Here is a 23,027-nt window from a genome sequence, read left to right as displayed (position 1 = left end):
TGTCATCCCCTGCCGACGATGAGCTCGGCATACCGCCGCACCATCGTGGACAGGTCGAAGAGGTCGATGCGTTCGCGCGCGGACGCCGCCAGGTCGCGGCGCACCGAGTCGTCGGCGGCCAGGGCGTCGAGGCCGGCGCGCCACACCATGGGGTCGTCCCCGTCGCAGTACCAGGCCGCGTCGCCCAGCACCTCGCGGTTGAACGGACGGTCGGACGCGATGACAGCCAGGCCGTGGCTGGCGGCCTCGAGCATCACCAGGGGCAGTCCCTCGCGTTCGCTCGGGAAGGCGAGCACATCGTGGTTCCGGTACTGCCCCGCCATCTCCTCGCTGGGAACGCGTCCGGCGAAGGTGACGTCGGCGCCGGTGGTCTCGGCCAACGTGCGCAGCTCCTCGAGCAGCGGTCCGTCACCGCACACGGTCAGGCTGGCCGTCGATCCGGCCACCGCACGGATGGCCACGTCGACCCTTTTCTCGCGGACGAGGCGGCTGGCCACCAGCACCCGCACCGGGCGCGAGGACCGCATTCCGTCGATCGAGTCAAAGGTGGGCTCCGGCTCATCGGCGTGAGTCTGCGGGACCGGTATGGCGTTGGGGATCGCCTTGGCGCGAGCCACGACCCGGAGCCATGGCTGGAACGTCGCGAGGGCAGCATGGCCACACACCACGACGTCGGTGGCGACACGCGTGACGCCGAGAAGGGCGACCACGATCGACTTCGGCGCTCCCAGCAACGGCTGGGATGCGTGGATCACCAGCACTCGACGATCCACCCCCGCTGCACGCGCCGCGGTCAAGGCGAGCGCGGCGGCCAGGACGGTGTGTGCCATCACTGCTTCGGGTCGCTCGGTGCGCCAACTCCTGGCCAGCTGGCGCCACAGCGACGCCGGCGACTGACGTTCCCGCATCGACTGCAAATCCAGGAGGGTAGACGACACCCCTGCTGAGGGCAGGTGTTCGTCCAGCAGCATCGCCATCCGCTGCATACCCCCCATGCGAACGTGGGGCACCACCTGCACGACGTGCGTCATCCGCGCCACCAACGGCTGCGCCCCGTCATGACCACATTGGTGACGTAGGCATCCAGGCGGTCAGCCGTGACCCGGACCCGGGAGTCGTCCTGCGGGATGCGCACGATCTCCGGCTGGGCCAGGGCCGCGGTCAGGAGGCGCTCGAAGGTCTGTTGGTCCTCAGCCAGCAGGACGAGCGAGTCCGCCGCCAGTCGACGAGCGAAGCGCTGCTGGTGGCCGTCGACGATCTCGCCCAGGTCCGGGTCACGCGGCACGCACAGGGGCAAACGGCCCTGTGCCCTAGCCTCGAAGATGGTCCCCGGGCCACCATGGGTGATAACCACGTCGCTCGACGCCATCAGGGCGTTGAGCTCGTCGAACGGGAAGAATGCACGGTTCTTGGCCCGTGACGCGGGTGCCGTCTGTCCGTGCTGCACGAGGACCTGGTCGGCCATGTCCTGGCGAACGGCGAGGAAGTCGTCGACCCAGCCGATGAGGCGGTCGAAGGGCTGGTGATCCGTGCCAATGGTCACCAGAACCCTGGTCACAGCAGCTGTCCGATCACAGTTGCCCCGGGGTACACGACGAGCTGGTCATCGGACTGCACGCAGAAGTCGTCCGTGAGGCGCGCGCAGATGCGCCCGGTGACGGTGCCCGAGTCGAGGCGGTCGATGACTTCGATGTACACCGTCGGGATACCGATCAGCTTCGCGATGAGGAAGAAGGGGACCGCAACCCCGGCCCCGTTGGACACGATCACATCGGGGCGTCGCTCGCGCAGGACGCGAAGGGCCACCCCGAAGTTGCGCAGGAAGTTGCGGGCGTTCCGGGTCGTAGGGAAGTGCGCAAAGGTCACGTCCTCGTCCTGCAGCCGAGCGCGCACGTCGGGGAGGTCGGCCGTCACCCACCGACGATCGTGCCGGGACCACCAAGGGCGGACGGTCATGAGCTGAGCCAGGTGGCCGCCTGCCGAACAGACCAGGAGGAGATCGTGCCGACCCGTGTCGCGACTCATCGTTGCGCCCGCTTGCGCCGGTTCGCCGATACCACGACGAGCACGGGAGCCTCGCCCTGCGAGTTCAGCGAGACCTGCTCCTCCACGTTGTTCTCCGTGGCTCGCCCGGCAGCGGCGACGAGCAGGGTGGGACCACCAGCGGCCTCGTCCACGCCGATGTGGGCGGACAGCCGCGAGGCCTGCGCGTCGGAGCGTCCGGCCCCCACCACGCGTCCGGCCGGCCGGCCGAGCCAGTGCTGGAACTGCTGCACCTGGTCGGGCCGATGGACGTCCAGGACCAGCGGATAGGTGCGCACGTCGTCGTCGAGCTGCAGGTACCGGGGGTGGTGCACCGGCCGACGAATCGCACCCCAGAGCAGCACGAGGAGCACGCCCGCCGCGGCGCCGCCGACCAGCCCGGCGAGGAGTGCCTTGGTGTCCGAGGGCGAGACCAGCGGGGCCACCCAGAGCTTGGTCATCGTCACGGCCGGGAAGGTGTAGGAGTCGATGGCGGCCAGGACGGCACGCTGCCGCGCCGTCGCACCCGCCGACGTCGGGCCCGAAACGGTGACTCCCACCACGTCCGCCGTCGACCCGTCACTCACGCTGACGCTCAGGCGGAGGTCCTCCACCGTGGTCCCGTCCCCCAGCCTCGAGGCGGCGTCGGCCAGCAGTGGGTCGCCCAGAATCGCCTGGGTCTGGGTCTGGAAGAAGCGCAAGGGGTCGACCGCACGGAGGCCCGCCTGGTCCTTGGTCGGCAGTACCGTCAGGTACGTGGTGGTGCTGTACGTCTTCGTGTGCGCCGAGTATCCGAATGCCACGACGAGCCCCGCGAGGGCCAGCACCAGGATCACGGGGAACTGACGAACGACGAGGCGCCAGGCGTAGGCGATGAACACTCTCGGTCCTTTCTTCTTGAAGCCAGCGCGCTGGACAGCGCGACGAGGAGCACCCAGTTGACCGTCGTGAAACCGGTCGCTTCGGTGATGTTGTAGAGGGCCATGACCGTCACCAGGACGACCGGCCACATGTCAGCCCCGGACCCGTGGTCCACGGTGCTGCGCCAGCCACGGACGAGGACGGTCCCGAGGAACAGGACGGTGAGCGCGAGGCCGACGAGACCGAGCTGAGCCGTCACGTCGAGATAGCCGTCGTGGGCGTGGAAGAACGGCACGCCGTAGTTGTCGCTCCAGATGCGTGTGGTCGTCGGGTCCCCGTCGACCCACAGCGCCTTCCAGCCGTAGCCCTGCATCGGTCGTTCCGCAATGGCCCTGGTGACGGCGTACCAGATGCGCGTTCGCCCGGTCAGGGTGGCGTCGCGCCCCAGCAGGCCCAGCACAGCGGACCACTGGGTGTGCACCACCCACGTCAGTGAGCCCAAGACCACCAGCACTCCCGTCACTGGGACCGCCACGGGTCCTTTGCTTCGAGCGATGAGCCTGAGGAGCATCACCAGGACGACGGTCACGAGGCTCAGGCTCAGTCCTGTCGCACTGTCGGCAAGGACCACCCCCACCACGGCCACGACAGGGCGCGCGATGTCGAGGGGCGAGGTCGCCCCCGAGCTGCGGGCCTCCACCAAGGCGCACAGGGCAGCGCCCAGCGCGAGAACAGCGAAGAACGCAAAAAGGTTCTTGTCCGCGAAGAGCCCCTCGATGATGTTGGTGTAGTGCCCCTGAGAGCCCCGGCCGACACTGGGCACGAAGACACCCAGCGCGATGTTCAGCAGCACGAACGCCGCTGAGGTGTCGGCGAACAGGCGCAGGAGCTCCGCGCGGCCACGGCCGACCGCCACGAGCAACCCCGAGACGACGAGCAGGAGCTGGACGAGGACGGCCGACGCCGTCACGCCCGGCAGGACCGACCAGAAGACCGACATGGCCAACCAGGCCAGGTAGGCGAGGAGTGCCAGCGACACCCGCGTCGAGGCGAGCAGCCGCCGGTTCGCCAGGACAGCGAGGACGAGCAGGACGGCCGTGACACCTGATGCCAGCTTGCTGCCGGTGAAGGGCTGGATCGCGGTCGTGCAGAAGATCCAGACCGCGAGCGGTCGGCTCACCAGTGGCCTGGTCATCGGCTCCCCCTGCCGAGGCCGCGGGCCGCCAGCACGACCGGTCTCCCGACGAAGCGGGCGAGATCCAGCGGTCGCGGACGCCCGGTGAGCGCGGCCGTCAGGATGATCCGCTGCTCACCCGGCGACCAGCGGTGGAGTGCAGCCCCTCGGGCCACCTCGGTGAGGACGAAGGCCGAGAACGCGCGCGAGCCCAGGTCGTCGGCGCGCGCCGTGGCCCAGTCCAGGGAGGCCCGCCACGACGATGCTCCGCTGACCGAGTTCCTGCGGGGTGCCGCGTCGACGACCGCGAGCGTCTCCATGAGGACCTCGACCCGGACACCGGCCTGCTCGAGGTCGAGCAGCCAGTCCCATTCCTCGTGGGTCACCAGGTGCTCGGGCATCGGTTGGGCGACGGCGATGCTGCGTGGCAGCAGGAAGGTGGGCGTCGGCAGGGCACCTTCGCCGGCGTGGTTGCGCACGAAGAGGTACTCCGCCAGTCGCTCGTCCTCGCGTGGCGGCCGGGTGGGCCACTCTGCGGCGGAGTGTCCGGTGAGGAAGCGGGACCGGCAGGACACCAGCAGTCGATCGTTGTCGGGCGCAGCCTCCCAGTGCGCGACCTGGCGCTCGAGCTTGGTGGGCAGCCAGTGGTCGTCGTCGTCGAGGAAGGCCACGAGGTCGCCCTCGGCCAACCGCACCCCCGTGTTGCGAGCCGCCGCGGCGCCGTGGGACGAGTCGTGCAGGTGCACGCGGACCGTCGGTGCGTTCAGGACCCGCAGCGCTTCGACGGTCTCGTCGTCCGGGCCGTCGACCACGACGACGACCTCGTGCGGCGGGCGGGTCTGCTCGAGGGCCGAGGCCACGGCGGCCACGACGAGCGTGGGGCGGTTGCGCGTGGGCACGACGACACTCACCCACGTGCGTGCCATCGTTCCCAACCCCCTGGAGCAGTGCGCCGAGGTCGGACCACGTGGTGGTGCAGCGGGCCCTCGGTAGACCCAAACGCTGGGAGCGTACGTCACTAATGGAGCGGGGCAGGCCACTTCCACCAAAGACGCATCAATGGGTTGAAGCCCATCGGAACCGTGCGCATTCAGGCACTGTCAGTCGCAGGTCAAAGGTCGAATTCGCCTCTCCTCGCTGACATCCCGCCGCAAACGACCGCAGGGAGCCGGGTCGGAAGGGCCGTCAGTTCGGGCCGCAGGAGGCGGTGGTGCGGATCGACCACAGCGCGAGCTGCCCCGACTCGCTGGCGTCCTTCTGCTTGGCCGCCAGGGCCCGGGCTGCCTCGGGCACGCCGTCGCGGTAGGAGCAGGCGTAGGGGAGCAGACGCATGTAGCCCTGCACGTCGTTGACCGTCGACCGGTCGGGGTGCACCCAGCCGCCGGGCATCACCGACGCCAGGGAGGCCCGGCCGGCCTCGACGTCGAGCTGGAACTGGAAGTCGATCATCGCCGCGTTGTGGTTCCAGTCCTGGCGGGTGGTGAGGTGGTTGGAGCTGTAGGGCCACCAGCCGCCGGAGGCCTTGGAGACGTCGTGCGCGTAGAGGCGCTGGGCCAGCTCCTGTTGACCGGGTCGCCGCACCCCGGCGTCCCACGCCGACTGGAGGAACCACGACGCCGACGAGTTGACGTTGTAGACGCAGAACCGCCGATCCGTGACAGCCGTGGAGTACGCGAGGCAGTCCTCGTCCCCCGTGACGCGGGGCCACGCCATGACCAGGTCGACGAGGTCACCCACCTCGGCGGCCTGCACCGCCCCGGCGCGGAGCCCGACGAGCAGGCCCACTCCCGCGTGGTCCGTGACCGACACGAGGTAGCTCGTGTCGGGCGGGTTCACCGAGCCGTCGCTGAACGCGTCCCAGGCCCGTTCCATGCCGTAGCCGCCGTCAGGCTTCTTCACGCTGCGCAGCCGCGAGAGCTGGGCCAGCGCCTCGGACGAGCCCCAGCCGTAGAGCGTGGCGATCGAGGCAGCCTGGTATGCCGCGTCGTAGGCGACGTAGGCAGTCGGCGGCTGCTTCTGCTGGCGGGCCAGCAGGTCGAGCGAGAGCTGGAGCCAGGTGCCCACCCTGCGGGAGCGAGCGAGGTCTGCCGCGACGGACGCGAGCGCCCCCTTGCCCGGGGCGGTGAGCAGCACGGGGCCGCCCTGCGTGGCGGCACCCACACCACCGACGAGGGCGTCGGCGAATCCCTGACCCGTTGCGAGGTACGCCCCCGTCGCCTTGCGGAGCTGGGCGACGATGGCCGCAAGGGCGGACGACGTGGCATACCGGTCGGCGCCGGAGGCGCGCTCGGCCGTGGCGCCCGTGGCCGACTCGGCGGCAGCGACGGTGCGTGCGGAGACGGCCGAGGTGCCACCCGCGACGACCAGGCGGCCGGGCGCGAGCCGCACGAGCTGCTCGCCCACCGAAGGGGGAAGCGATGTCGGCGGCGTGAGCAGGAGCGGTCCGCGCAGGGCCGCCGCGACCGGACCCGCCGAGACACCGTCGGGGAAGGCGGCCCCGGAGGCCAGCACGGCTCCGGCCCCGCCGGCGGCGAAGTACCCCGCCACCTTCGCGGAAGTGGAGTACCGGTCGGAGCCGTAGATCCGGCGCAGTGCCACCGAGGCGCCGCCTGCAGCGGCGCGGGCTGCATCGGCGACCCGGGCCGAGACCACGCCGGGACCACCCACCACGGTGACCCGCGTCGGCGACAGCCGGGCGAGCTCGGCCGCGACGGACGACGGGAGGGCATCGCGCGGCACGAGGAGCAGCGGCCCCCTCAGCCGTGAGGCGAGCGGGGCGGCCGACAGCGCGTCGGGGAAGTCGACACCGGAGGCGAGGACGACCTCGCCGGCGCCGTTCGGGGCGATCGCGCGGGACACCGACACGGCCGTCCGGAACCGGTCCGAGCCGGCGATGCGACGCGAGTCGCCGGCGACGACGTCGGCACGGTCGCGGAAGGTGTCCGGGAGGACGCTCGCGCCACCGAGCAGGGTCACCTGGATGGTGGGGCGGGTGATCCCAGCGACCAGCCCACCGCCCGCCGCCGCAGCCGCGAGCTGTCCGGGCTCGACGTTGCGGTCATCGGCGCTGGCCGGGGTGGCCGACGCAGCCATGACGCCGACCGTGACGGCGGCGGCCAGCAACGCACCGGACATGGCTCTCACTCGTGACACACGGGACACCGTAACGGCCGCCGGGCCGGCGACCGAGTGAATGCGGACAAAACGAACCGAACGGGCCAGGTTCGGCCGGTCCGACGGTCAGCCCAGCAGCTGGCGGGCCATCACGACACGCTGGACCTGGTTGGTGCCCTCGTAGATCTGCGTGATCTTCGCGTCGCGCATCATCCGCTCGAGCGGGAAGTCGCGCACGTACCCCGCGCCACCGAGCAGCTGCACCGCGTCCGTGGTCACCTGCATGGCGACGTCGGAGGCGTAGCACTTGGCGGCAGCCCCGAAGAACGGCAGGTCCTTGTCACCGCGCTCGGACTTGGCGGCCGCGACGTAGACCATCTGGCGAGCGGCCTCCACGGCCATCGCCATGTCGGCGAGCATGAACTGGATGCCCTGGAACTCGGCGATGTGCTTGCCGAACTGCTTGCGCTCCTTGACGTACCCGATGGCGAAGTCGAGCGCGCCCTGGGCGATGCCGACGGCCTGCGCACCGATGGTGACGCGGGTGTGGTCGAGGGTGCGCAGGGCGATCTTGAGCCCCTCGCCCTCGGCGCCGACGATGCGGTCACCGGGGATGCGGACGTTGTCGAAGTGCAGCTCGCGGGTGGGGCTGCCCTTGATGCCGAGCTTGCGCTCCTTCTCGCCGAACGTGAACCCCGCGTCGGACTTCTCGACGACGAACGCGCTGACGTTGGCGCCGCGGCGGCCCTCGGGGTCGGTCACGGCCAGGACGGTGTAGTACTCGGACACACCGGCGTTGGTGATCCACGACTTCTGGCCGTTGAGGACCCAGTCGTCACCGTCGCGCCTGGCGCGACACTTCATCGCGGCGGTGTCCGAGCCGGCCTCGCGCTCCGACAGGCCGTACGAGAACGTCGACTCCCCCGCGGCGACCGGCGTGAGGTAGCGCTTCTTGACGTCGTCGTTCGCCGCGAGGATCAGCGGCATCGTGCCGAGCTTGTTGACCGCCGGGATGAGCGAGGCGGAGGCGTCGACGCGGGCCACCTCCTCGATGACGATGCACGTCGCGAGCGCGTCGGCGCCGACGCCGCCGTACTCCTCGGCGATGTGGGGCGCGAAGAAGTCCGACGCCACGAGGGCGTCGTGCGCCTCCTGCGGGTAGCGCGCCTCCTCGTCGACGGCGGCCGCGTAGGGCGCGATCTTGTCCTCGGCGACCGCGCGCACCGCGTCGCGCAGCGCCTCGTGGTCCTCGGAGATCCGGAAGAGGTCGAAGTCGGGGTTCCCTGTGCTCACGAGGTCAGGTTACCCGCTGGTATGCCGCCTGGGGCAGTGCCCCGGCGTGCGTTGCGCCACGCCGGGGTCACCGAGCAGGACCACGCCCCGGGGCCGCCTCAGCGGCGGCCGAGGTGCCAGAGGTGGCCGTGCTCCTCGCGGTCGAGCAGCTCGGGCATCACGTCGCGTTCGAACATGGCGATGCCGGTCGTGTCGTACGCGGCCTCGGGGAAGTTGAGGATCGCGTAGGTCATGCCGAGCTGCTGCAGCGCGCCGAGCTTCTCCACGATCTGCTCGGGCGTCCCGACGGTCGCCGAGTCGCGGTACTCGGCGAGCAGCCCGTCGACCCGCGCCTCCGGGGTCCCCACCGACAGCAGGCGGTCACGGATCGAGGCGAACCGGTCGTCGACCTCGCGCTCGTTGCTCCCGATGAAGACGTTGAGGTTGCCGCTGCGGACGATCTCGCCGAAGTCACGGCCCACGTCGTCGCAGTGTCCCTTGAGGATCGCGCTCTTGGCCGCAAAGCCCTCGGGGCTGGGGTCGAAGTTCGTGTAGTCGGCGTACTGCGCCGCGATCCGCAGCGTCTTCTTCTCGCCACCGCCCGCGATCCACATCGGGATGCCGTTGCCCTTGGACCCGGGGACGGCGGTGCCCTGCAGCGGCTGCGGGTAGCAGCGGGCGCCGTCGACCTGGAAGTGCTTGCCCTCGAAGGTCGCCGAGCCGGTGGTCCACATCTGGCGGAAGATCTGGACGCCCTCGTCGAGGGCGGCGAGACGCTCGCCGGCGCGGGGGAAGCCGTAGCCGTAGGCCCGCCACTCGTGCTCGTACCAGCCGGCGCCGATACCCATCTCGACTCGTCCCTCGGAGATGATGTCGATCGTGGCCGCGACCTTCGCCAGGTAGGCCGGGTTGCGGTAGGCCATGCAGGTGCACATCTGTCCGAGCCGCACCCGCCCGGTGACGGCGGCGAAGGCGGCCATGAGGGTCCACGCCTCGTGCGTCGCCTCCTCGCTCGGGATCGGCACGGTGTGGAAGTGGTCGTAGACCCAGATCGAGGTCCAGTCCTCGTTCGCGTCGGCTCGACGGGCCAATCCAGCCATCACCCCCCAGTGCTGCGAGGGGTCGATGCCGACGAGGTCCATCCGCCAGCCCTGCGGGACGAAGAGTCCGAACTTCATGCGACCACTCCTGGTTCGTGGGTGTTGCGGCGACCCGACACTACACACCGGAGCCACCGCGCCCACCACCTAGGATCGGGGCCGTGGCCACCCCCCGCATCCTGTGCATCTCGCTGTCCCCCATCTCCCGCGACGCGCGCGTCCTGCGCCAGCTCGCGGTGCTCGCCGAGCACGGCGACGTGGTCACGGTGGGCTACGGCCCGAAGCCGCAGGGAGCGGCCGAGCACGTGCAGGTCCCCGACGCCGCCCTCACGCTGCCGCAGACCCCGAAGGGCGTCGTCAAGCTCGGCCTGCACCGGCTGCGCAGCGCCGAGCTCGACGCCCCCGCAGTGCAGTTCGCGCTGTCCCGGCTCCGGGGGCAGTCCTTCGACCTGGTCGTCGCGAACGACGCCCGGGCGCTCGCGCTGGCGTTCGCGATCGCCGACGCCGGCGGGTCCCCGCCGGTGTGGGGCGACATGCACGAGTGGGCCCCCGGCCAGCGCGACCAGTACTTCGTCTGGCGGACCATGGTCGCCCCGCTCATGGACTACATGTGCCGCACCTACCTGCCGCGCTGCGCGGCGGTCACGACGGTGGCAGCGAGCCTCGTCGACGAGTACGCCCGTGTGTACGGCGTCCGACCCGAGCTGGTCCGCAACGCCCGGCCGTTCACCGAGCTCACGCCCACCCCGCTGCCGGCCGACGGCACCATACGGCTGGCCCACAGTGGCGGTGCCGAGCCCAACCGCAACCTCGGCATGCTCGTGGACGCGGCCCTCGAGCTCGAGCACGTCACCCTGGACCTGTATCTCGTCGCCGCGGGCGACGGTGGCAAGTTCCTGAGGTCCCTGCGAGAGCAAGCCGCCCAGAGCCCCCGGATCACCATCCACGACCCGGTGCCGCCGGCCGACCTCCCGAAGACCCTCAACCAGTACGACGTCGGGGTGTTCTCGCTGCCACCGGACAACTTCAACATGGAGAACTGCCTGCCGAACAAGCTGTTCGACTTCCTCCAGGCCCGGCTCGCGTTCGCGGTGAGCCCGTCGCCGGAGATGGCCCGGTTCGTGACGGAGAACGACCTCGGGGTCGTCGCCGCGGACTACTCCAAGGAGGGTCTGGTTGCCGCGCTGCGGACCCTGACGCCCGAGCGGATCGTGGCCGCCAAGCAGTCGGCCCACGCCCACGCGCAGGCGCTGAGCAGCGACACCGACGTCGCGACCTCGCACGCGATCGTCACCAGGCTCCTCGCCGGACGCACGGCCTGAGCGCACCGCCGACGGGTCACCCGAGCAGCGAGCGGTACTGCTCCCCGAGGCGTTCGGCGCTGACGGCCAGGCTGCGTTCAGCGACGACGAACTCCCGCGCGGCCCGGCCCATGGTCTCGTGGTCCGCGGCCGGAAGGGTGAGCAGCTCCTCCAGGCGCACGGCCAGGTCGGCCGCGTCGCCCTGGGTGGCGAGCAGGCCGGTCGCCCCCGGCCGCAGCATCTCGGGCTTGCCACCCCCGTCGTAGGCCACGACGGGGACCCCGCAGGCCTGAGCCTCCAGCAGGACCAGCCCGGCGGCCTCGCGCGGCGTGCTGGGCAGGGCGACGACGTGCGCTGCGCGCAGCTGCTCGCGCACACCGACCCGGTCCAACGAGCCGGTCACGCCGACGTGCTGCTCGCGCTCGGACAGCGCGTCGAGCTCCGCCCGCAGTGGGCCGTCACCGACGAGGACCAGCTCGTGCTCGACGCCGCGGGCCCGCAGCGCGCTCGACGCCTCCACGAGGTCCGGCACCCCCTTGTATGCCGCGAGCCTCCCGACGAAGACCACCCGCGGAGGACCGCCCGTCGACGTCGCGGACGGTCCGGGCCCACGATCTGCCGAAGCACCCGGGTCGGCCGGCGTCAGGAAGTCGGTGTCGATCCCCTGGTGGTGCACCTCGACCCGCTCCGGGGGCGCCCCTGCCGCCACCGCCGCGTCGGCGAGGAAGCGGCTCACGCACAGGATCCGGTCGGCCTCCGCATAGACACCGGCGAGGTTGGCGCGATGCCAGCGGTACCGAGGGTCACGGCCGGTGTAGCTCGACGTGAACACGTCGGAGCCGTGGAGCGTCGCCACCAGTGGCACGCGCAGCCGTCGGACGGATCGCCGCGCCGGCAGCGACCACGTGCCGAAGTGCTGGTGGACGAGGGCGGGGTCGAAGTATTCGACGGCCGACGCCAGTCGACCGAGCACGAGCGGCAGGAGGAACTCGCGCTCGCGGAACGGCCTCCCGTGCAGGCCGAGGGCGTCGACGACGGGGAACGGCGAGGCCCCCTCGGCGACGTCGGTGGCGAGCGCGAAGAAGGTGAAGTCGAAGCGGTCGGCCAGCGGCACAGCGTGCTGGATGGTGAAGTACGTCGGCGGGACGCGCAGGGTGCCGTGGACGACGGCGACCCGGGGTCGGTCGGCTGCGGACGACGCGTCCGCGCTGGCGATCGGCAGGTCGGCAGTCACCGGACGGAGTCTAGGGCCGACGCAGGTAGGGTCGTCGCGTGAGAACACGGGCCCTGGGCACCTCCATCGTGGAGAACCTCCGCCCCCTCCGGCTCGACACCCCGACCGCCCACAGCCTCGCCCAGCGCGGGGCGCTGAGCACGGTCGGCCTCCTCGCCCAGGGGGTGCTGCGGTTCGCGACCAGCTGGCTCATCGGGCGCATCGCCGGCAAGCTCGTCCTCGGCACCGTGCAGGCCGCGATCTCCACCGCCTCGCTGCTGACCCTGATGTGGCCCACGACGACGGGCAGCGTCGCGTCCAAGTACCTCGCCCGGGCCCGCGGCTCCGGCAACCTCGAGGAGCTGCACGCGGTCGCCACCCACTTCCGTCGCCGTGCCCTGCAGTCCAGCCTGCTGCTGGCCGGGGTCGCGGCCCCGTTCTGGGTCTACTACGACGACGGCCGCTGGATCGACGGCCTGTGGGTTGCGGTGTTCACCGCCTCCTACTCCGGCTACAGCTTCATCCGCGGGGTCCAGTTCGGCACGGGGCAGGTCGCCCGCGCCACGACGTGGGACCTGCTCAGCGCCGGCTCCGGGCTCGTGGCCCTGGCGGCCTTCCTGCTCGCCGGGGTGCGTGGCCCCGCGCTCCTGCTCGCCCTCTCCCTCTCGTATGGCGTGTACACGCTCTCGGGGTGGCCGCGGGGTGTGGACCGCACGGCCCGGCTCGAGCCCGCGCTCAAGCGCGAGATGGACCAGGTCGTCCTGGTCGGCGTCGCCGGGACGCTCGCGAGCGCAGGCTTCCTCCAGCTCGCCATGGTCGTGGCCAAGGGTCTCGACCAGGCCGGTGCCGGCCAGTTCGCCGCGGCGATGGCCACCGCGACCCCCGCGTCCATGCTCGCCGCGTCGCTCAGCCTCGTGCTCTTCCCGTCGCTCGCCGAGGCCTGGGGCCGCGGGGACCTGGTGAACTTCAAGGCCCAGACCAACCAGGCGACGAGGGTCCTCGTCCTCGTCATGGTGACCATGTTCGGCTCGCTGATCCTGTGCTCGCGGCTGGTCATGACCGTCCTGTGGGGCAAGAACTTCGACCCCGAGTCGCTGATCCTCCCCGTCCTTGTGTTCGCCCTCATGCTGACCAACGTCGCCGTCGCCAGCATCAACGCCCTCGCCACCCGCTCCCGCCGGGCGATGCAGCTGACCAGTGGCGCCGCGTTCGCCGGGTTGTGCGTCGGCGGCCTGTCGTGGTGGCTGCTCACCCCCGGCATGGGGGTCGACGGCGTGGCGGTCGGGTTCCTCCTCGGCTCCGCGGTGTCGGCGAGCGTGCCGTTGCTCGCCGAGTGGCGCAAGGGACGGCACGCGTGGCTCGGGCTGGCGGCGCGTGGCCTGACCGGGGCGGTGACGATCGTGGGCCTGCTCGTGGCCGAGCGCACCCTCGAGCTGCCCGTCTACCTCGAGCCGGTCGTGGCCGCGGCGTTCTGCCTGGCGTGGTGGACGCTGTCGCGCAAGGACCTGCGGCTGCTGCCGCTGCCCGCCGCCGTCAAGGACCGGCTGCCCGGGTTCCGCTGAGCAGAGCGACCCCCTGCCTCCGCTGCCCGGCCAGGTCCAGGCCAGGTCCCGGCGGGATCGGTCGCCCACGGACCCCGGATCGCGGGCCGCTAGAGTGACCGGCCGTGAAGATCCTCAGCGTGGTCGGCGCCCGGCCCCAGTTCGTCAAGCTCGCCCCCGTCGCGACCGCCATGGCGGCCCGGGGCGACGAGCACGTGATCGTGCACACCGGCCAGCACTACGACATCAACATGTCCGACGTGTTCTTCCGCGACCTCGGCATCCCCGCACCGGACCGCCACCTCGCGGTCGGCTCCGGCTCGCACGGACGCCAGACCGGGGCCATGCTCGCCGCGATGGACGAGGTGCTCGAGGAGGCCCGCCCCGACTGGGTGCTCGTCTACGGTGACACCAACTCCACCCTCGCCGGCACGCTCAGCGCGGTGAAGATGGGGATCCCGCTCGCCCACCTCGAGGCCGGGCTGCGGTCGTTCAACCGCCGCATGCCCGAGGAGCACAACCGCGTCCTCACCGACCACGCCGCCGACCTGTGCCTGGCACCGACCGAGGTGGCGATGGGCCACCTGCGCACCGAGGGACTGGCCGGCTCCAGCGTCATGGTGGGCGACGTGATGACCGACGTGCTCCTGCGGGTGCGCGACGCCGTCGCCGACCGGCCGGCCGAGCTGCCCGCGGGCGTCGACCCCGAGCAGCCCTACTACGTCACCACCCTGCACCGGGCCGAGAACACCGACGACGCGGACCGCCTGCGGACGATCATCGACGGGCTCGCCGGCGTGCAGGCGCCGGTCCTGCTGTTCGCGCACCCCCGGCTGCGCCAGCGCGCCGCCGACTTCGGCATCGACCTCGACCGCGGCTCGGTCACCGTGGCCGACCCGATCCCCTACCCCGCACTGGTGCGCAACGTCATGACCAGCGCCGGCGTCATCACCGACTCCGGCGGGCTCCAGAAGGAGGCCTTCATCCTGCGCGTGCCGTGCACCACGGTGCGCACCGAGACCGAGTGGACCGAGACGGTCGACCTCGGCTGGAACGTGCTCGTCCAGGACCCGAACGACCTCAGGGACCTCGTCCAGCGCCCGACCCCGGCCGCGACCGACGAGACCCCCTACGGCGACGGCGACGCCGCCACCCGCGTGGTCGAGGCGATCCACACCGCCCAGCGCCGCTGACCCGGGTTCGGCTCCCGCACCGCGCGGGCTGAGCTCGTCAGGACAGGCCGGCGCCGCGCAACGCGGCCTCAGCTGCCTGGCGACCCATCGTCCTCAGCGAGGCGTGGCCGTGCGTCCAGGCGACGACGTGCTCGCTGGTGCGGGCCCGCTCCTCCTCGGTGAGGGCCCACGCGCTCGACATCGCGCGCGCGACCCCGTCGGCGTCGTACCCGGGTGCCCAGCCGAGCCGCTGGGACTGCACGAGCTCGTGGCCGGCGCCGGCGCCGGCGAAGATCACGGGCGTGCCGCAGGCCGTCGCGGCATACACCTTGGTGGGCTTGGCGAAGTCGTAGCCCTGGCCGGGCTTGATCGACACCAGCGCGGCCGTCGCGGAGCGCAACCAGGCCGCCGCCTGAGCCGGGGGCACGACGCCACGGAAGTCCACGGCACCCGGGGCGAGCTGGTCCGAGAGCCGGCGCAGGTGGGGCACGTCGCTGCCCTGTCCGAGGAAGACCAGTCGCGCCGTGGGCTCGGCGGCACGGAAGGCTGCGAGGGCCCGCACGAGCACCTCGGCTCCCTGCCACTCCGACATCGTGCCGGTGTAGACGAACAGCGGCCCCGCACCCCCCTCGGCCAGGGCCTCGGGTGCCGGCCCCTCGGGGGTGAAGACGTCGGTGTCGACGCCGTTGCCCACCACGACGATCCGGGAGTCCTCGACGCCGAGGTGCGCGACGCGTTCGGCGACGCCGTCGCTGATGCACAGCACGCTGCTCGCTCCACGCATGACCCAGGACTCGACCGCCCGGAGCACCTTGACGATCGCAGCGGGGGCGCCCATCGACGCGGCGCCGTCCGACCAGACGTCGCCGGCGTAGTAGGCGTAGGGCACCCGCTGGATCCCGGCCGCCACGCGCACGACTAGGCCGGTGGTGGGTGGCGGTTCGCAGACGAGCAGCGCCGGGCGGCGTCGCACCAGCAACCGGATCGCCAGCGGCAGGTCGAACGACAGGTAGTGCAGGTAGCCCCGGATGTTGCCCTGGTCGTCGCGCAGCGCCGGCCACCGGCTCACCCGCAGCGGACCGTCGTCGGGGACGAGGCCCCCGGGCGGGGTGGTCGTGAGCACCTCGACGGGGTGGCCCAGGGAGTCGAAGGCGTCGGACAGCACGCGCAGCCGGAACGCCGCAGCAGCCACCTCCGGCGAGAACAACCGCGACGCGACGCGGACCGGACGGGTCACCGGCGGGCCCCGACCACGCGGAGGGGCAGGCGGCGGACGGGGGTCATGACACCCTTTCGTAGCAGTACAGCGAGGACATCAGGTCGACCCCCTCCGGGGGGTCACGGCGGTCGCGGAGGCGCCAGCCGGGCTCGTGCACGGCGATCCACTCGGAGAACGAACGGTGCTGCTCCGTCGCGGCCTTCCGGACGCCGGTCCGGTCGATGCTGCAGATGACCACCCAGCGTTCCGCGCTGGCGAACAACGTCCGCAGGTAGTCCTCGAAGACCTCCTGCTCCACGAGGTGGAACAGGACCTCCATCGACAGCGCCAGGTCTCCGCGCAGCCAGCCGGCCGGGTCGGTGAACTCCCCCGGCGGCAGGTGCAGGAAGCTCTTGTCGCGGTCACCGGCGAAGCGCTCCATGCACAGGCGCACCGCCGTGGCGGACGCGTCGATGCCTAGGTAGCGCGGGTACTCCGCGAGCGCGAGCTGCTGCCCGTCACCGCACCCGAGGTCGACGACCGAGGTGGCCCCCAGCTCGCGCACCCAGCCGTTGACGACCTCGGCCTTCCACGCGGCCCGGGGGCCGGACGAACCGGCCCCCGAGGTGCCGCCCGCGGCATACCGCCGCTCCCAGTAGGCAGCGGTGCCCGGGAAGGTGCGCCGGCGCAGCCACAGGGCGGCCGGCTCGAGCACCGGGGTGCGGGCGAGACGACTCACCGCGCGCCGCAGGGCCGTGGTCACGTCGTCCTAGAGGGCCGGGACGGCGTCGGTCAGGTCGATGGTCCGGCTGGTCTTCGCCGACTCGATGCAGGCCTCGGCCACGCGGACGGTGGTCAACCCCTGCTCCATGGTGACGATGTCCGCGTCCTTGCCGAGCACCGCGTCGCGGAAGTTCTCGTGCTCGACCCGCAGCGGCTCCGGCTTGGCGATGGCGTACCGGACGACATCCCCCTCGGAGACCCCACGGAACTTGGAGATCGCGTCCCACGTGGTCGCGATCTCGCCGTTCGCGTGGAAGGTGAGGTCGGCCGTGAGGGTGTCGGCGACGAACGTCCCGCGCTCACCGGTGATGATCGTGACACGCTCCTTGAGCGGCGACAGCCAGTTCACCAGGTGGCTCGTGACCGTGCCCCCGCTGAGCTGGCCGACGATGGCGACGAGGTCCTCGTGCTCGCGACCGGACTTGTATGCCGTGCGCGCCGACACCGACGTGTACGTCTGCTGGGTGACCCAGGCCGTCAGGTCGATGTCGTGGGTGCCGAGGTCCTTGACCACGCCCACGTCGGCGATGCGGGCCGGGAACGGGCCCTGCCGGCGGGTGGTGACCTGGTAGACGTCGCCGAGCTCGCCGGCCTCGAGGCGCGCCCGCGCGCTCTGGAGTGCCGGGTTGTAGCGCTCGATGTGGCCGACGGCACCGACGAGACCGGCGTCCTTGAACGCCGTGGCCAGGCGGACGGCGGACGGGGTGTCCTGCGCCAGCGGCTTCTCGATGATCGCGTGCACCCCGGCAGCCGCCAGGGCCAGGCCGACCGGCTCGTGGTAGATCGTCGGGACGGCGACCATGCAGTAGTCGAGGCCGTGCGCGATCAGGCCCTCGATCGAGTCCTCGAGCGGGCGGTTGCCGGCGACGCCGTGGGCGTCACCACCCGGGTCGGCCACGGCGACGAGGTCGACGCCCGGCAGGGAGCCCAGGACCCGGGCGTGGTGGCGGCCCATCATGCCCAGGCCGATGAGGCCGGCGCGCAGGTTCGCCATCAGGCACCGGCCTTGGCGAGGGCGTTGACGCCGGCGACGATCCGCTCGAGGTCGTCCTGGCTCAGCGACGGGTGGACCGGCAGGGACAGGCACTCGGCCGCGGCCTTCTCCGTCTCCGGGAGGTCGACGGTCCCGTCACCCACGAACGGGGCGAGGCGGTGGTTGGGCACCGGGTAGAACATGCCCGAGCCGATGTTGTGCTCCTCGCGCAGGGCGGCGGCGAGGCCGTCGCGGTCCTGCGGGACCCGGACGGTGTACTGGTGGTAGACGTGCACCGCGCCGTCCGCGACCGGGGGCGTGGTGACGCCCTCGAGGTTGGCCGTGAGGAACGCCGCGTTCTCCTGGCGCTGCTTGGTCCAGGCACCGACCTTGGTCAGCTGGACGCGACCGATGGCGGCGTGGATGTCGGTCATGCGGGTGTTAAACCCGACGACCTCGTTGTGGTACTGCTTCTCCATGCCCTGGTTGCGGTAGAGCCGCATGAGGCGCTCGACCTCGTCGTCCGCGACCGAGACCATGCCGCCCTCACCGGACGTCATGTTCTTCGTGGGGTAGAGCGAGAACATCGCGAACGTGCCGAAGGCTCCGACCGGGGTCCCGTTCAGCGAGGCGCCGTGGGCCTGGGCCGCGTCCTCGTAGACCTGCAGGCCGTGCTTGTCGGCGATGGCCATGAGCTGGTCCATCTTGGCCGGGTGGCCGTAGAGGTGGACCGGCATGATCCCGACGGTCTTGTCGGTGATCGCGGCCTCGACGGCCGCCGGGTCGAGGCAGAAGTCGTCGGCCGAGATGTCGGCGAAGACCGGGGTGGCACCGGTCAGCGCGACGGAGTTGGCCGTCGCGGCGAACGTGAAGGACGGGACGATGACCTCGTCCCCCGCCTTCACACCGGAGGAGAGCAGGCCGAGGTGCTGGCCGGAGGTGCCGGAGTTGACGGCGACGCAGGCGCGGCCGAGGCCGAAGTGCGCGGAGAACTCCTCCTCGAAGGCCTTAACCTCCGGGCCCTGGGCGAGCATGCCGCTGCGCAGGACGCGGTCGACCGCCTCGCGCTCCTCGTCGCCGATGAGCGGCTTGGCAGGGGGGATGAACTCGGTCATGGTGCGACGGCCTCCGTCAGGGTGTTGTCGTGCTCGGTGTACTGGTCTCCGGTCTGGGGGCAGACCCACGTGCCGGAGTCGTTCTGCTCGAGGGGGACGCCCGCCTTGCCGACCCAGCGGATCCGCCTCGCCGGGACCCCGGCCACGAGGGCGAAGTCGGTGACGTCCTTGGTGACGACGGAGCCTGCGGCGACGAGCGCCCAGCGTCCGATCGTCACCGGTGCCACGCAGACGCTGCGGGCGCCGATCGACGCGCCGGTGCGGCAGGTGACCCCGACCGCCTCCCAGTCGTCGCCGGTCTTCAGGGTGCCGTCGGGACTGACGGCACGAGGGAAGTGGTCGTTGGTGAACACGACCGCCGGACCCACGAACACACCGTCCTCGAGGACGGCGGGCTCGTAGACGAGGGCGTAGTTCTGCAGCTTGCAGTTGTCACCCATCTGCACCCCGGTGCCGACGTACGCCCCACGCCCGACGACGCAGTTCTCGCCGAGGACGGCGCCCTCACGGACCTGCGCGAGGTGCCAGATGGACGAACCGTCACCGATCGTCGCGCCGTCGGCGACGTCGGCCGAGTCGACGATCCGGACCGCCACGGTCAGCCCACCTTCTCGGCCTGGCCGACGACGAGGAAGCGGACGTCCTCGAACCTGGCCGGGTCGAGGATGCGCCGGCCGTCGACGACGACCTGCACGTCCGGGAAGTCCTTGGCGGACAGCTCGCGGTATGCCGCGTGGTCGGCCTGGATGACGACGACCTCGACCGGGTCACCGAGCGTGTAGGCGTCCCAGCCGTACTTCGCGAGCTCCTCGGCCGTGTACATCGGGTCGTGGACGACGACGTCCGCGCCGGCCTCGCGCAGGGCGTCGACGGTGCCGAAGACGCCGGAGAACGCCGTCTCCTTGACGCCGCCGCGGTAGGACGCACCGAGCACGGCCACTCTTTTGCCGGCGAGGCTGCCACCGGCGGCGCCGACGGTCAGGCCGACCGTGTAGGCGGGCATCGCGGCATTCGCCTCACGCGCCGCACGCACGACCGTGGCGTCGGGGTCGTTCCACAGGTACAGCCGCGGGTAGACCGGGATGCAGTGCCCGCCGACGGCGATGCCGGGACGGTGGATGTGGCTGTACGGCTGGGAGTTGCTGGCCTCGATGACCTGGAAGACGTCGATGCCGTTCTTCGCGGCGAACGCACCGAACTGGTTGGCCAGCCCGATGTTCACGTCGCGGTACGTCGTCTCGGCGAGCTTGGCCATCTCGGCCGCCTCGGCGGTCCCGAGGTCCCAGACGCCGTTGCCACGCTCGAGGTCGGGGCGCTCGTCGAACTGCAGCACCTGCTCGTAGAACTCGACGGCCTTGGCGGCCCCGGCCTCGGAGAGCCCGCCGAGGAGCTTGGGGTACTTGCGCAGGTCCTCGAAGACGCGGCCGGTGAGGACGCGCTCGGGCGAGAAGACGAGGTGGAAGTCGCTGCCCTCGGTCAGGCCGCTGCCCTCCTCGAGGCGGGGCTTCCAGCGGGTCCGCGTGGTCCCGACGGGGAGGGTGGTCTCGTAGATGACCAGGGTGCCGGGCTTGAGGCCGCGCGCGATGTCGTCGGTGGCGGAGTCCATCCAGCCGAAGTCGGGACGGGCCTCCGCGTCGACGAACAGCGGCACGACCACGACGACCGCGTCGCTCTGGGAGACGGCGTCGGCGGTGTCGGTGGTGGCCACGAGGCGCCCGGCCGGCACGACCTCGGCGAGGTACTCCGCCAGGTGCGCCTCACCGGGGAACGGCTCGGTCCCTGCGTTGACGAGGTCCACGACGGGCTGGCTGACGTCCGCGCCGAGGACGTCGTGCCCGGACTTGGCGAACTGCACGGCCAGGGGAAGGCCGATCTTGCCGAGGCCGACTACGGTGATCTTCACGGTGTTCCTTCACGGTTGGGGTCCGCGAACGATCTTAGGGCTTCCCCGGCGACGCGCCGGCACGCCCCGTGGCCGCCCCCATAGCCGCCCCCGTGGCCCCCCGGTGAGAGCGAAGTGGCAGCACCGTGGCGGCCGGGAGCCTTGCGCCTCCGGGGGAACGTGTGATGCTGGCCTTCATGAGCCTGAAGCACCAGAACGACTCCGAGCTGGTCCGCGAGCTGCTGGTCGATCCCGGCATCTGGGTGGTCGTCGGACTGTCGAACAACCAGGACCGCGAGGCGTTCGGGGTCTCCCGGTGGCTCAAGGTCGAGCTCGGCAAGGGGCTCATCCCCGTGCACCCTCGGGCCGAGACGGTCCACGGCGAGCAGGGCTACGCCACCCTGGCCGACATCCCGGACGGCACGGACATCAAGGTCGTCGACTGCTTCGTCAACTCCGAGCACGTCGGGGCGCTCGTCGACGAGGTCATCGCCCAGAAGGACCGGCTCCAGATCGACGCGATCTGGATGCAGCTCGGGGTGGCCGACGAGGCGGCGGCCGCGCGCGCCCGCGAGGCCGGCCTCGGCGTGGTCATGGACACCTGCCCCCGCATCGAGTGGCGCACCGTCCGCTCCTCCGGGATGGCCCGCTGACCACACGGCCCACGACGGCCGAGCCCGTCAGCAGGGCGTGAGCGCGAGGGCGCGCTCGGAGACCACGGCCGTCCCCCCCAGGGCGGTGACCTTGGTGGCACCGAGCCGAGTGATCTCTGCCAGCGTGGCCGCCGGAACGCAGTCCTTGAGGGTCAGCAGCACCGGTCGGCCGCCGAAGTAGGGCGCGACCGCCGACCCGGAGAGGGCGTCGGGGTAGGACATCCCGTCGGCGAGCAGCACCTCGGTGGCCGAGCGGAGGGTGCCCTGCGAGACCAGCGCCGCTGTCGCGAAGCGGTCCTTGCCGCCGATGCGGCGCACGGCATCGTTGGCCAGCCCGGCCGCGGACCTCGCGGCACCGAGGACGCTGGTGGAGATCGCCCCCGTCCCACCGAGGACGACCATCTCGGAGGGCTTGATCCGCTTGAGGGCGGCCGCTGTCTCGGGCGGGAGCTTGGTGGCACCGGTGAGCAGCAGGTACCCCCCTGCGACGCTGGCCGCGGCCCCACCGCCGAGTGCGTCGGGGAAGGTGGTCCCTGAGGCGAGGTAGACGGGGACCCCGGTCAGCGGCGTCTCGAAGGCATCGGTGAGGGAGGCGGCGGTCGCGTACCGGTTGCTGCCGGCGAACCGGTAGGCCATCGCGTTGCCGGCGTGCTTCTCCAGCTGGGTGAGCATCGAGTCGCTGACCGACCCGGGGCCACCGACGACGATGACGTCCCTGGTCTTCAGACGGTCCAGCTCGGCGGCGATCTCGGCCGGAAGCTTGCCCGAGGTCGGGACGAGCAGCAGGGGGGCCTGGACGAGGGCCGCGAACGGACCGGCGCCGAGCGCGTCCGGGAAGTTCTGCCCCGAGGAGACGACGACCGTGTCCTGCGGAGGGGCGAAGTTGGCCTTCGAGATCGCGACCGAGGTCGCGTACCGGTTGGCGCCGGACAGGCGTGAGGTGGTGACGGCGGCGACCGCGGCGGTCGAGGCGACGCGGGTGCCCTTCGCCTCGGGGGACGGGGCGGCGGTGGCGGCGGTGGTGCCGAGGGCGAGCAGGGCGCTGGTGACCAGCGCGGGGACGGTGAGGCGGGCAGGGCGCATGGGGGGACCCTCTCGGACGGGTGCGGGGGAAGGGTGCGAGGCACCGTAACCCCACGATGCGGGACAAATCACCCACTCCGCGAAGGTCTGACCAGACGGACGACCCCGCTCAGCCGCCGGTGCCGCGGCGCTCGCGCAGGGCCGCTCCCTTGGCATGGGCCTGGTCGCGCAGCGCGAACTGGAACCGCACCATCGCCTCACGCAGTCCGGCCGCGAGCTCACCCTCCCCTGCTGCGAGGATGCGAGCCGCGAGGAGCCCTGCGTTGCGGGCGCCCCCGATGGAGACGGTGGCCACCGGCACTCCGGCCGGCATCTGCACGATCGACAGCAGGGAGTCCATGCCGTCGAGGTGCTTGAGCGGGACCGGCACCCCGATGACGGGAAGCGGCGTGACGGCGGCGAGCATGCCGGGCAGGTGGGCGGCTCCCCCGGCTCCGGCGATGATGACGCGCAAGCCCCGGTCGGCCGCCTGCTGGCCGTAGGCGATCATCTCGTCGGGCATCCGGTGCGCCGAGACGACGTCCGCCTCGTACGCGATCCCGAACTCCTCCAGCGCCGTGGCCGCCAGCT

At 71.7% G+C, this 23,027-nt stretch carries 22 protein-coding genes; 4 read left to right on the top strand and 18 right to left on the bottom strand.

The features are described from left to right. Positions 1-2 precede the first annotated feature (2 nt). The 9 genes from ASD62_RS16075 to ASD62_RS16035 form a co-directional block, all read right to left on the bottom strand. The gene (locus ASD62_RS16075) at positions 3-830 is read right to left on the bottom strand and encodes a glycosyltransferase family 4 protein (RefSeq protein WP_056916816.1); all 828 of its coding nucleotides are present in this window, start codon (positions 828-830) and stop codon (positions 3-5) included. 197 nt (positions 831-1,027) lie between these two features. Next, positions 1,028-1,543: a glycosyltransferase gene (locus ASD62_RS16070; RefSeq protein WP_162254776.1), complete on the bottom strand. Its 516-nt coding sequence runs from the start codon at positions 1,541-1,543 to the stop codon at positions 1,028-1,030. 11 nt (positions 1,544-1,554) lie between these two features. Then, complete coding sequence (locus ASD62_RS16065; protein WP_235530729.1) at positions 1,555-1,914, bottom strand: UDP-N-acetylglucosamine--LPS N-acetylglucosamine transferase; 360 nt, start codon at positions 1,912-1,914, stop codon at positions 1,555-1,557. A gap of 107 nt (positions 1,915-2,021) precedes the next feature. Next, positions 2,022-2,903 carry a hypothetical protein gene (locus tag ASD62_RS16060; protein WP_056916813.1) on the bottom strand — a complete coding sequence of 294 codons (882 nt, stop codon included), beginning with the start codon at positions 2,901-2,903 and terminating at the stop codon, positions 2,022-2,024. Further along, entirely contained in the window at positions 2,855-4,078 is a 1,224-nt protein-coding gene (locus ASD62_RS16055) for an O-antigen ligase (protein WP_082580876.1), read from the bottom strand. Before ASD62_RS16055 ends, ASD62_RS16060 begins: the two co-directional genes overlap by 49 nt. Next, complete coding sequence (locus ASD62_RS16050; RefSeq protein ID WP_056916811.1) at positions 4,075-4,983, bottom strand: glycosyltransferase family A protein; 909 nt, start codon at positions 4,981-4,983, stop codon at positions 4,075-4,077. The genes ASD62_RS16055 and ASD62_RS16050 overlap by 4 nt, the downstream gene beginning before the upstream one ends. A gap of 259 nt (positions 4,984-5,242) precedes the next feature. Continuing rightward, the gene (locus ASD62_RS16045) at positions 5,243-7,210 is read right to left on the bottom strand and encodes a cell wall-binding repeat-containing protein (RefSeq protein ID WP_157581512.1); all 1,968 of its coding nucleotides are present in this window, start codon (positions 7,208-7,210) and stop codon (positions 5,243-5,245) included. A gap of 87 nt (positions 7,211-7,297) precedes the next feature. Further along, positions 7,298-8,464, bottom strand: a complete 1,167-nt coding sequence (locus ASD62_RS16040; RefSeq protein WP_056916809.1) for an acyl-CoA dehydrogenase family protein — start codon at positions 8,462-8,464, stop codon at positions 7,298-7,300. 98 nt (positions 8,465-8,562) lie between these two features. Next, positions 8,563-9,621 (bottom strand): LLM class F420-dependent oxidoreductase, encoded by a 1,059-nt coding sequence (locus ASD62_RS16035; RefSeq protein WP_056916808.1) that lies wholly within the window; start codon positions 9,619-9,621, stop codon positions 8,563-8,565. A gap of 83 nt (positions 9,622-9,704) precedes the next feature. Here ASD62_RS16035 and ASD62_RS16030 point away from each other — a divergent pair, with 83 nt between their 5' ends. Next, positions 9,705-10,865, top strand: a complete 1,161-nt coding sequence (locus tag ASD62_RS16030; protein ID WP_056916807.1) for a glycosyltransferase — start codon at positions 9,705-9,707, stop codon at positions 10,863-10,865. 16 nt (positions 10,866-10,881) lie between these two features. Here the strand turns inward: ASD62_RS16030 and ASD62_RS16025 are convergent, their stop codons facing one another. Then, positions 10,882-12,078 (bottom strand): glycosyltransferase, encoded by a 1,197-nt coding sequence (locus tag ASD62_RS16025; protein ID WP_056916806.1) that lies wholly within the window; start codon positions 12,076-12,078, stop codon positions 10,882-10,884. Positions 12,079-12,116: 38 nt separating this feature from the next. Between ASD62_RS16025 and ASD62_RS16020 the strand changes: the two genes are divergently transcribed. Next, the gene (locus tag ASD62_RS16020; protein WP_056916805.1) at positions 12,117-13,619 is read left to right on the top strand and encodes a lipopolysaccharide biosynthesis protein; all 1,503 of its coding nucleotides are present in this window, start codon (positions 12,117-12,119) and stop codon (positions 13,617-13,619) included. 104 nt (positions 13,620-13,723) lie between these two features. Continuing rightward, positions 13,724-14,791, top strand: a complete 1,068-nt coding sequence (gene wecB / locus ASD62_RS16015) for a non-hydrolyzing UDP-N-acetylglucosamine 2-epimerase (RefSeq protein WP_056916804.1) — start codon at positions 13,724-13,726, stop codon at positions 14,789-14,791. Between the two features lie 37 nt (positions 14,792-14,828). Here the strand turns inward: wecB and ASD62_RS16010 are convergent, their stop codons facing one another. From ASD62_RS16010 to ASD62_RS15985, 6 genes are read right to left on the bottom strand one after another with little or no spacing between them, the layout of a single operon-like run. Beyond that, the gene (locus tag ASD62_RS16010) at positions 14,829-16,007 is read right to left on the bottom strand and encodes a glycosyltransferase family 4 protein (RefSeq protein ID WP_056916803.1); all 1,179 of its coding nucleotides are present in this window, start codon (positions 16,005-16,007) and stop codon (positions 14,829-14,831) included. 43 nt (positions 16,008-16,050) lie between these two features. Further along, a complete protein-coding gene (locus ASD62_RS16005; RefSeq protein ID WP_056916802.1) occupies positions 16,051-16,731 on the bottom strand; it encodes a class I SAM-dependent methyltransferase in 681 nt (226 codons plus the stop codon). Positions 16,732-16,737: 6 nt separating this feature from the next. Beyond that, complete coding sequence (locus ASD62_RS16000; RefSeq protein WP_056916801.1) at positions 16,738-17,745, bottom strand: Gfo/Idh/MocA family protein; 1,008 nt, start codon at positions 17,743-17,745, stop codon at positions 16,738-16,740. Beyond that, the gene (locus tag ASD62_RS15995) at positions 17,745-18,839 is read right to left on the bottom strand and encodes a DegT/DnrJ/EryC1/StrS aminotransferase family protein (protein WP_056916800.1); all 1,095 of its coding nucleotides are present in this window, start codon (positions 18,837-18,839) and stop codon (positions 17,745-17,747) included. Before ASD62_RS15995 ends, ASD62_RS16000 begins: the two co-directional genes overlap by 1 nt. Further along, the gene (locus ASD62_RS15990) at positions 18,836-19,435 is read right to left on the bottom strand and encodes an acyltransferase (RefSeq protein WP_056916799.1); all 600 of its coding nucleotides are present in this window, start codon (positions 19,433-19,435) and stop codon (positions 18,836-18,838) included. The genes ASD62_RS15995 and ASD62_RS15990 overlap by 4 nt, the downstream gene beginning before the upstream one ends. Positions 19,436-19,437: 2 nt before the next feature. After that, entirely contained in the window at positions 19,438-20,742 is a 1,305-nt protein-coding gene (locus tag ASD62_RS15985; RefSeq protein WP_056916798.1) for a nucleotide sugar dehydrogenase, read from the bottom strand. Positions 20,743-20,918: 176 nt separating this feature from the next. Between ASD62_RS15985 and ASD62_RS15980 the strand changes: the two genes are divergently transcribed. Further along, positions 20,919-21,374: a CoA-binding protein gene (locus ASD62_RS15980; RefSeq protein WP_056917464.1), complete on the top strand. Its 456-nt coding sequence runs from the start codon at positions 20,919-20,921 to the stop codon at positions 21,372-21,374. Positions 21,375-21,401: 27 nt separating this feature from the next. On the opposite strand, the gene ASD62_RS15975 is transcribed toward ASD62_RS15980, so the two are convergent. Then, positions 21,402-22,457 carry a cell wall-binding repeat-containing protein gene (locus tag ASD62_RS15975; RefSeq protein ID WP_056916797.1) on the bottom strand — a complete coding sequence of 352 codons (1,056 nt, stop codon included), beginning with the start codon at positions 22,455-22,457 and terminating at the stop codon, positions 21,402-21,404. A gap of 109 nt (positions 22,458-22,566) precedes the next feature. Further along, entirely contained in the window at positions 22,567-23,025 is a 459-nt protein-coding gene (gene purE / locus ASD62_RS15970; protein ID WP_056916796.1) for a 5-(carboxyamino)imidazole ribonucleotide mutase, read from the bottom strand. Between the last annotated feature and the right edge of the window lie 2 nt (positions 23,026-23,027).

Origin of the sequence: Phycicoccus sp. Root563 (assembly GCF_001427915.1) — a bacterium.
GTDB lineage: Bacteria > Actinomycetota > Actinomycetes > Actinomycetales > Dermatophilaceae > Pedococcus.
Note: the sequence above shows the minus strand (reverse complement) of the source record. Positions and strands in the feature narration are given on the sequence as shown.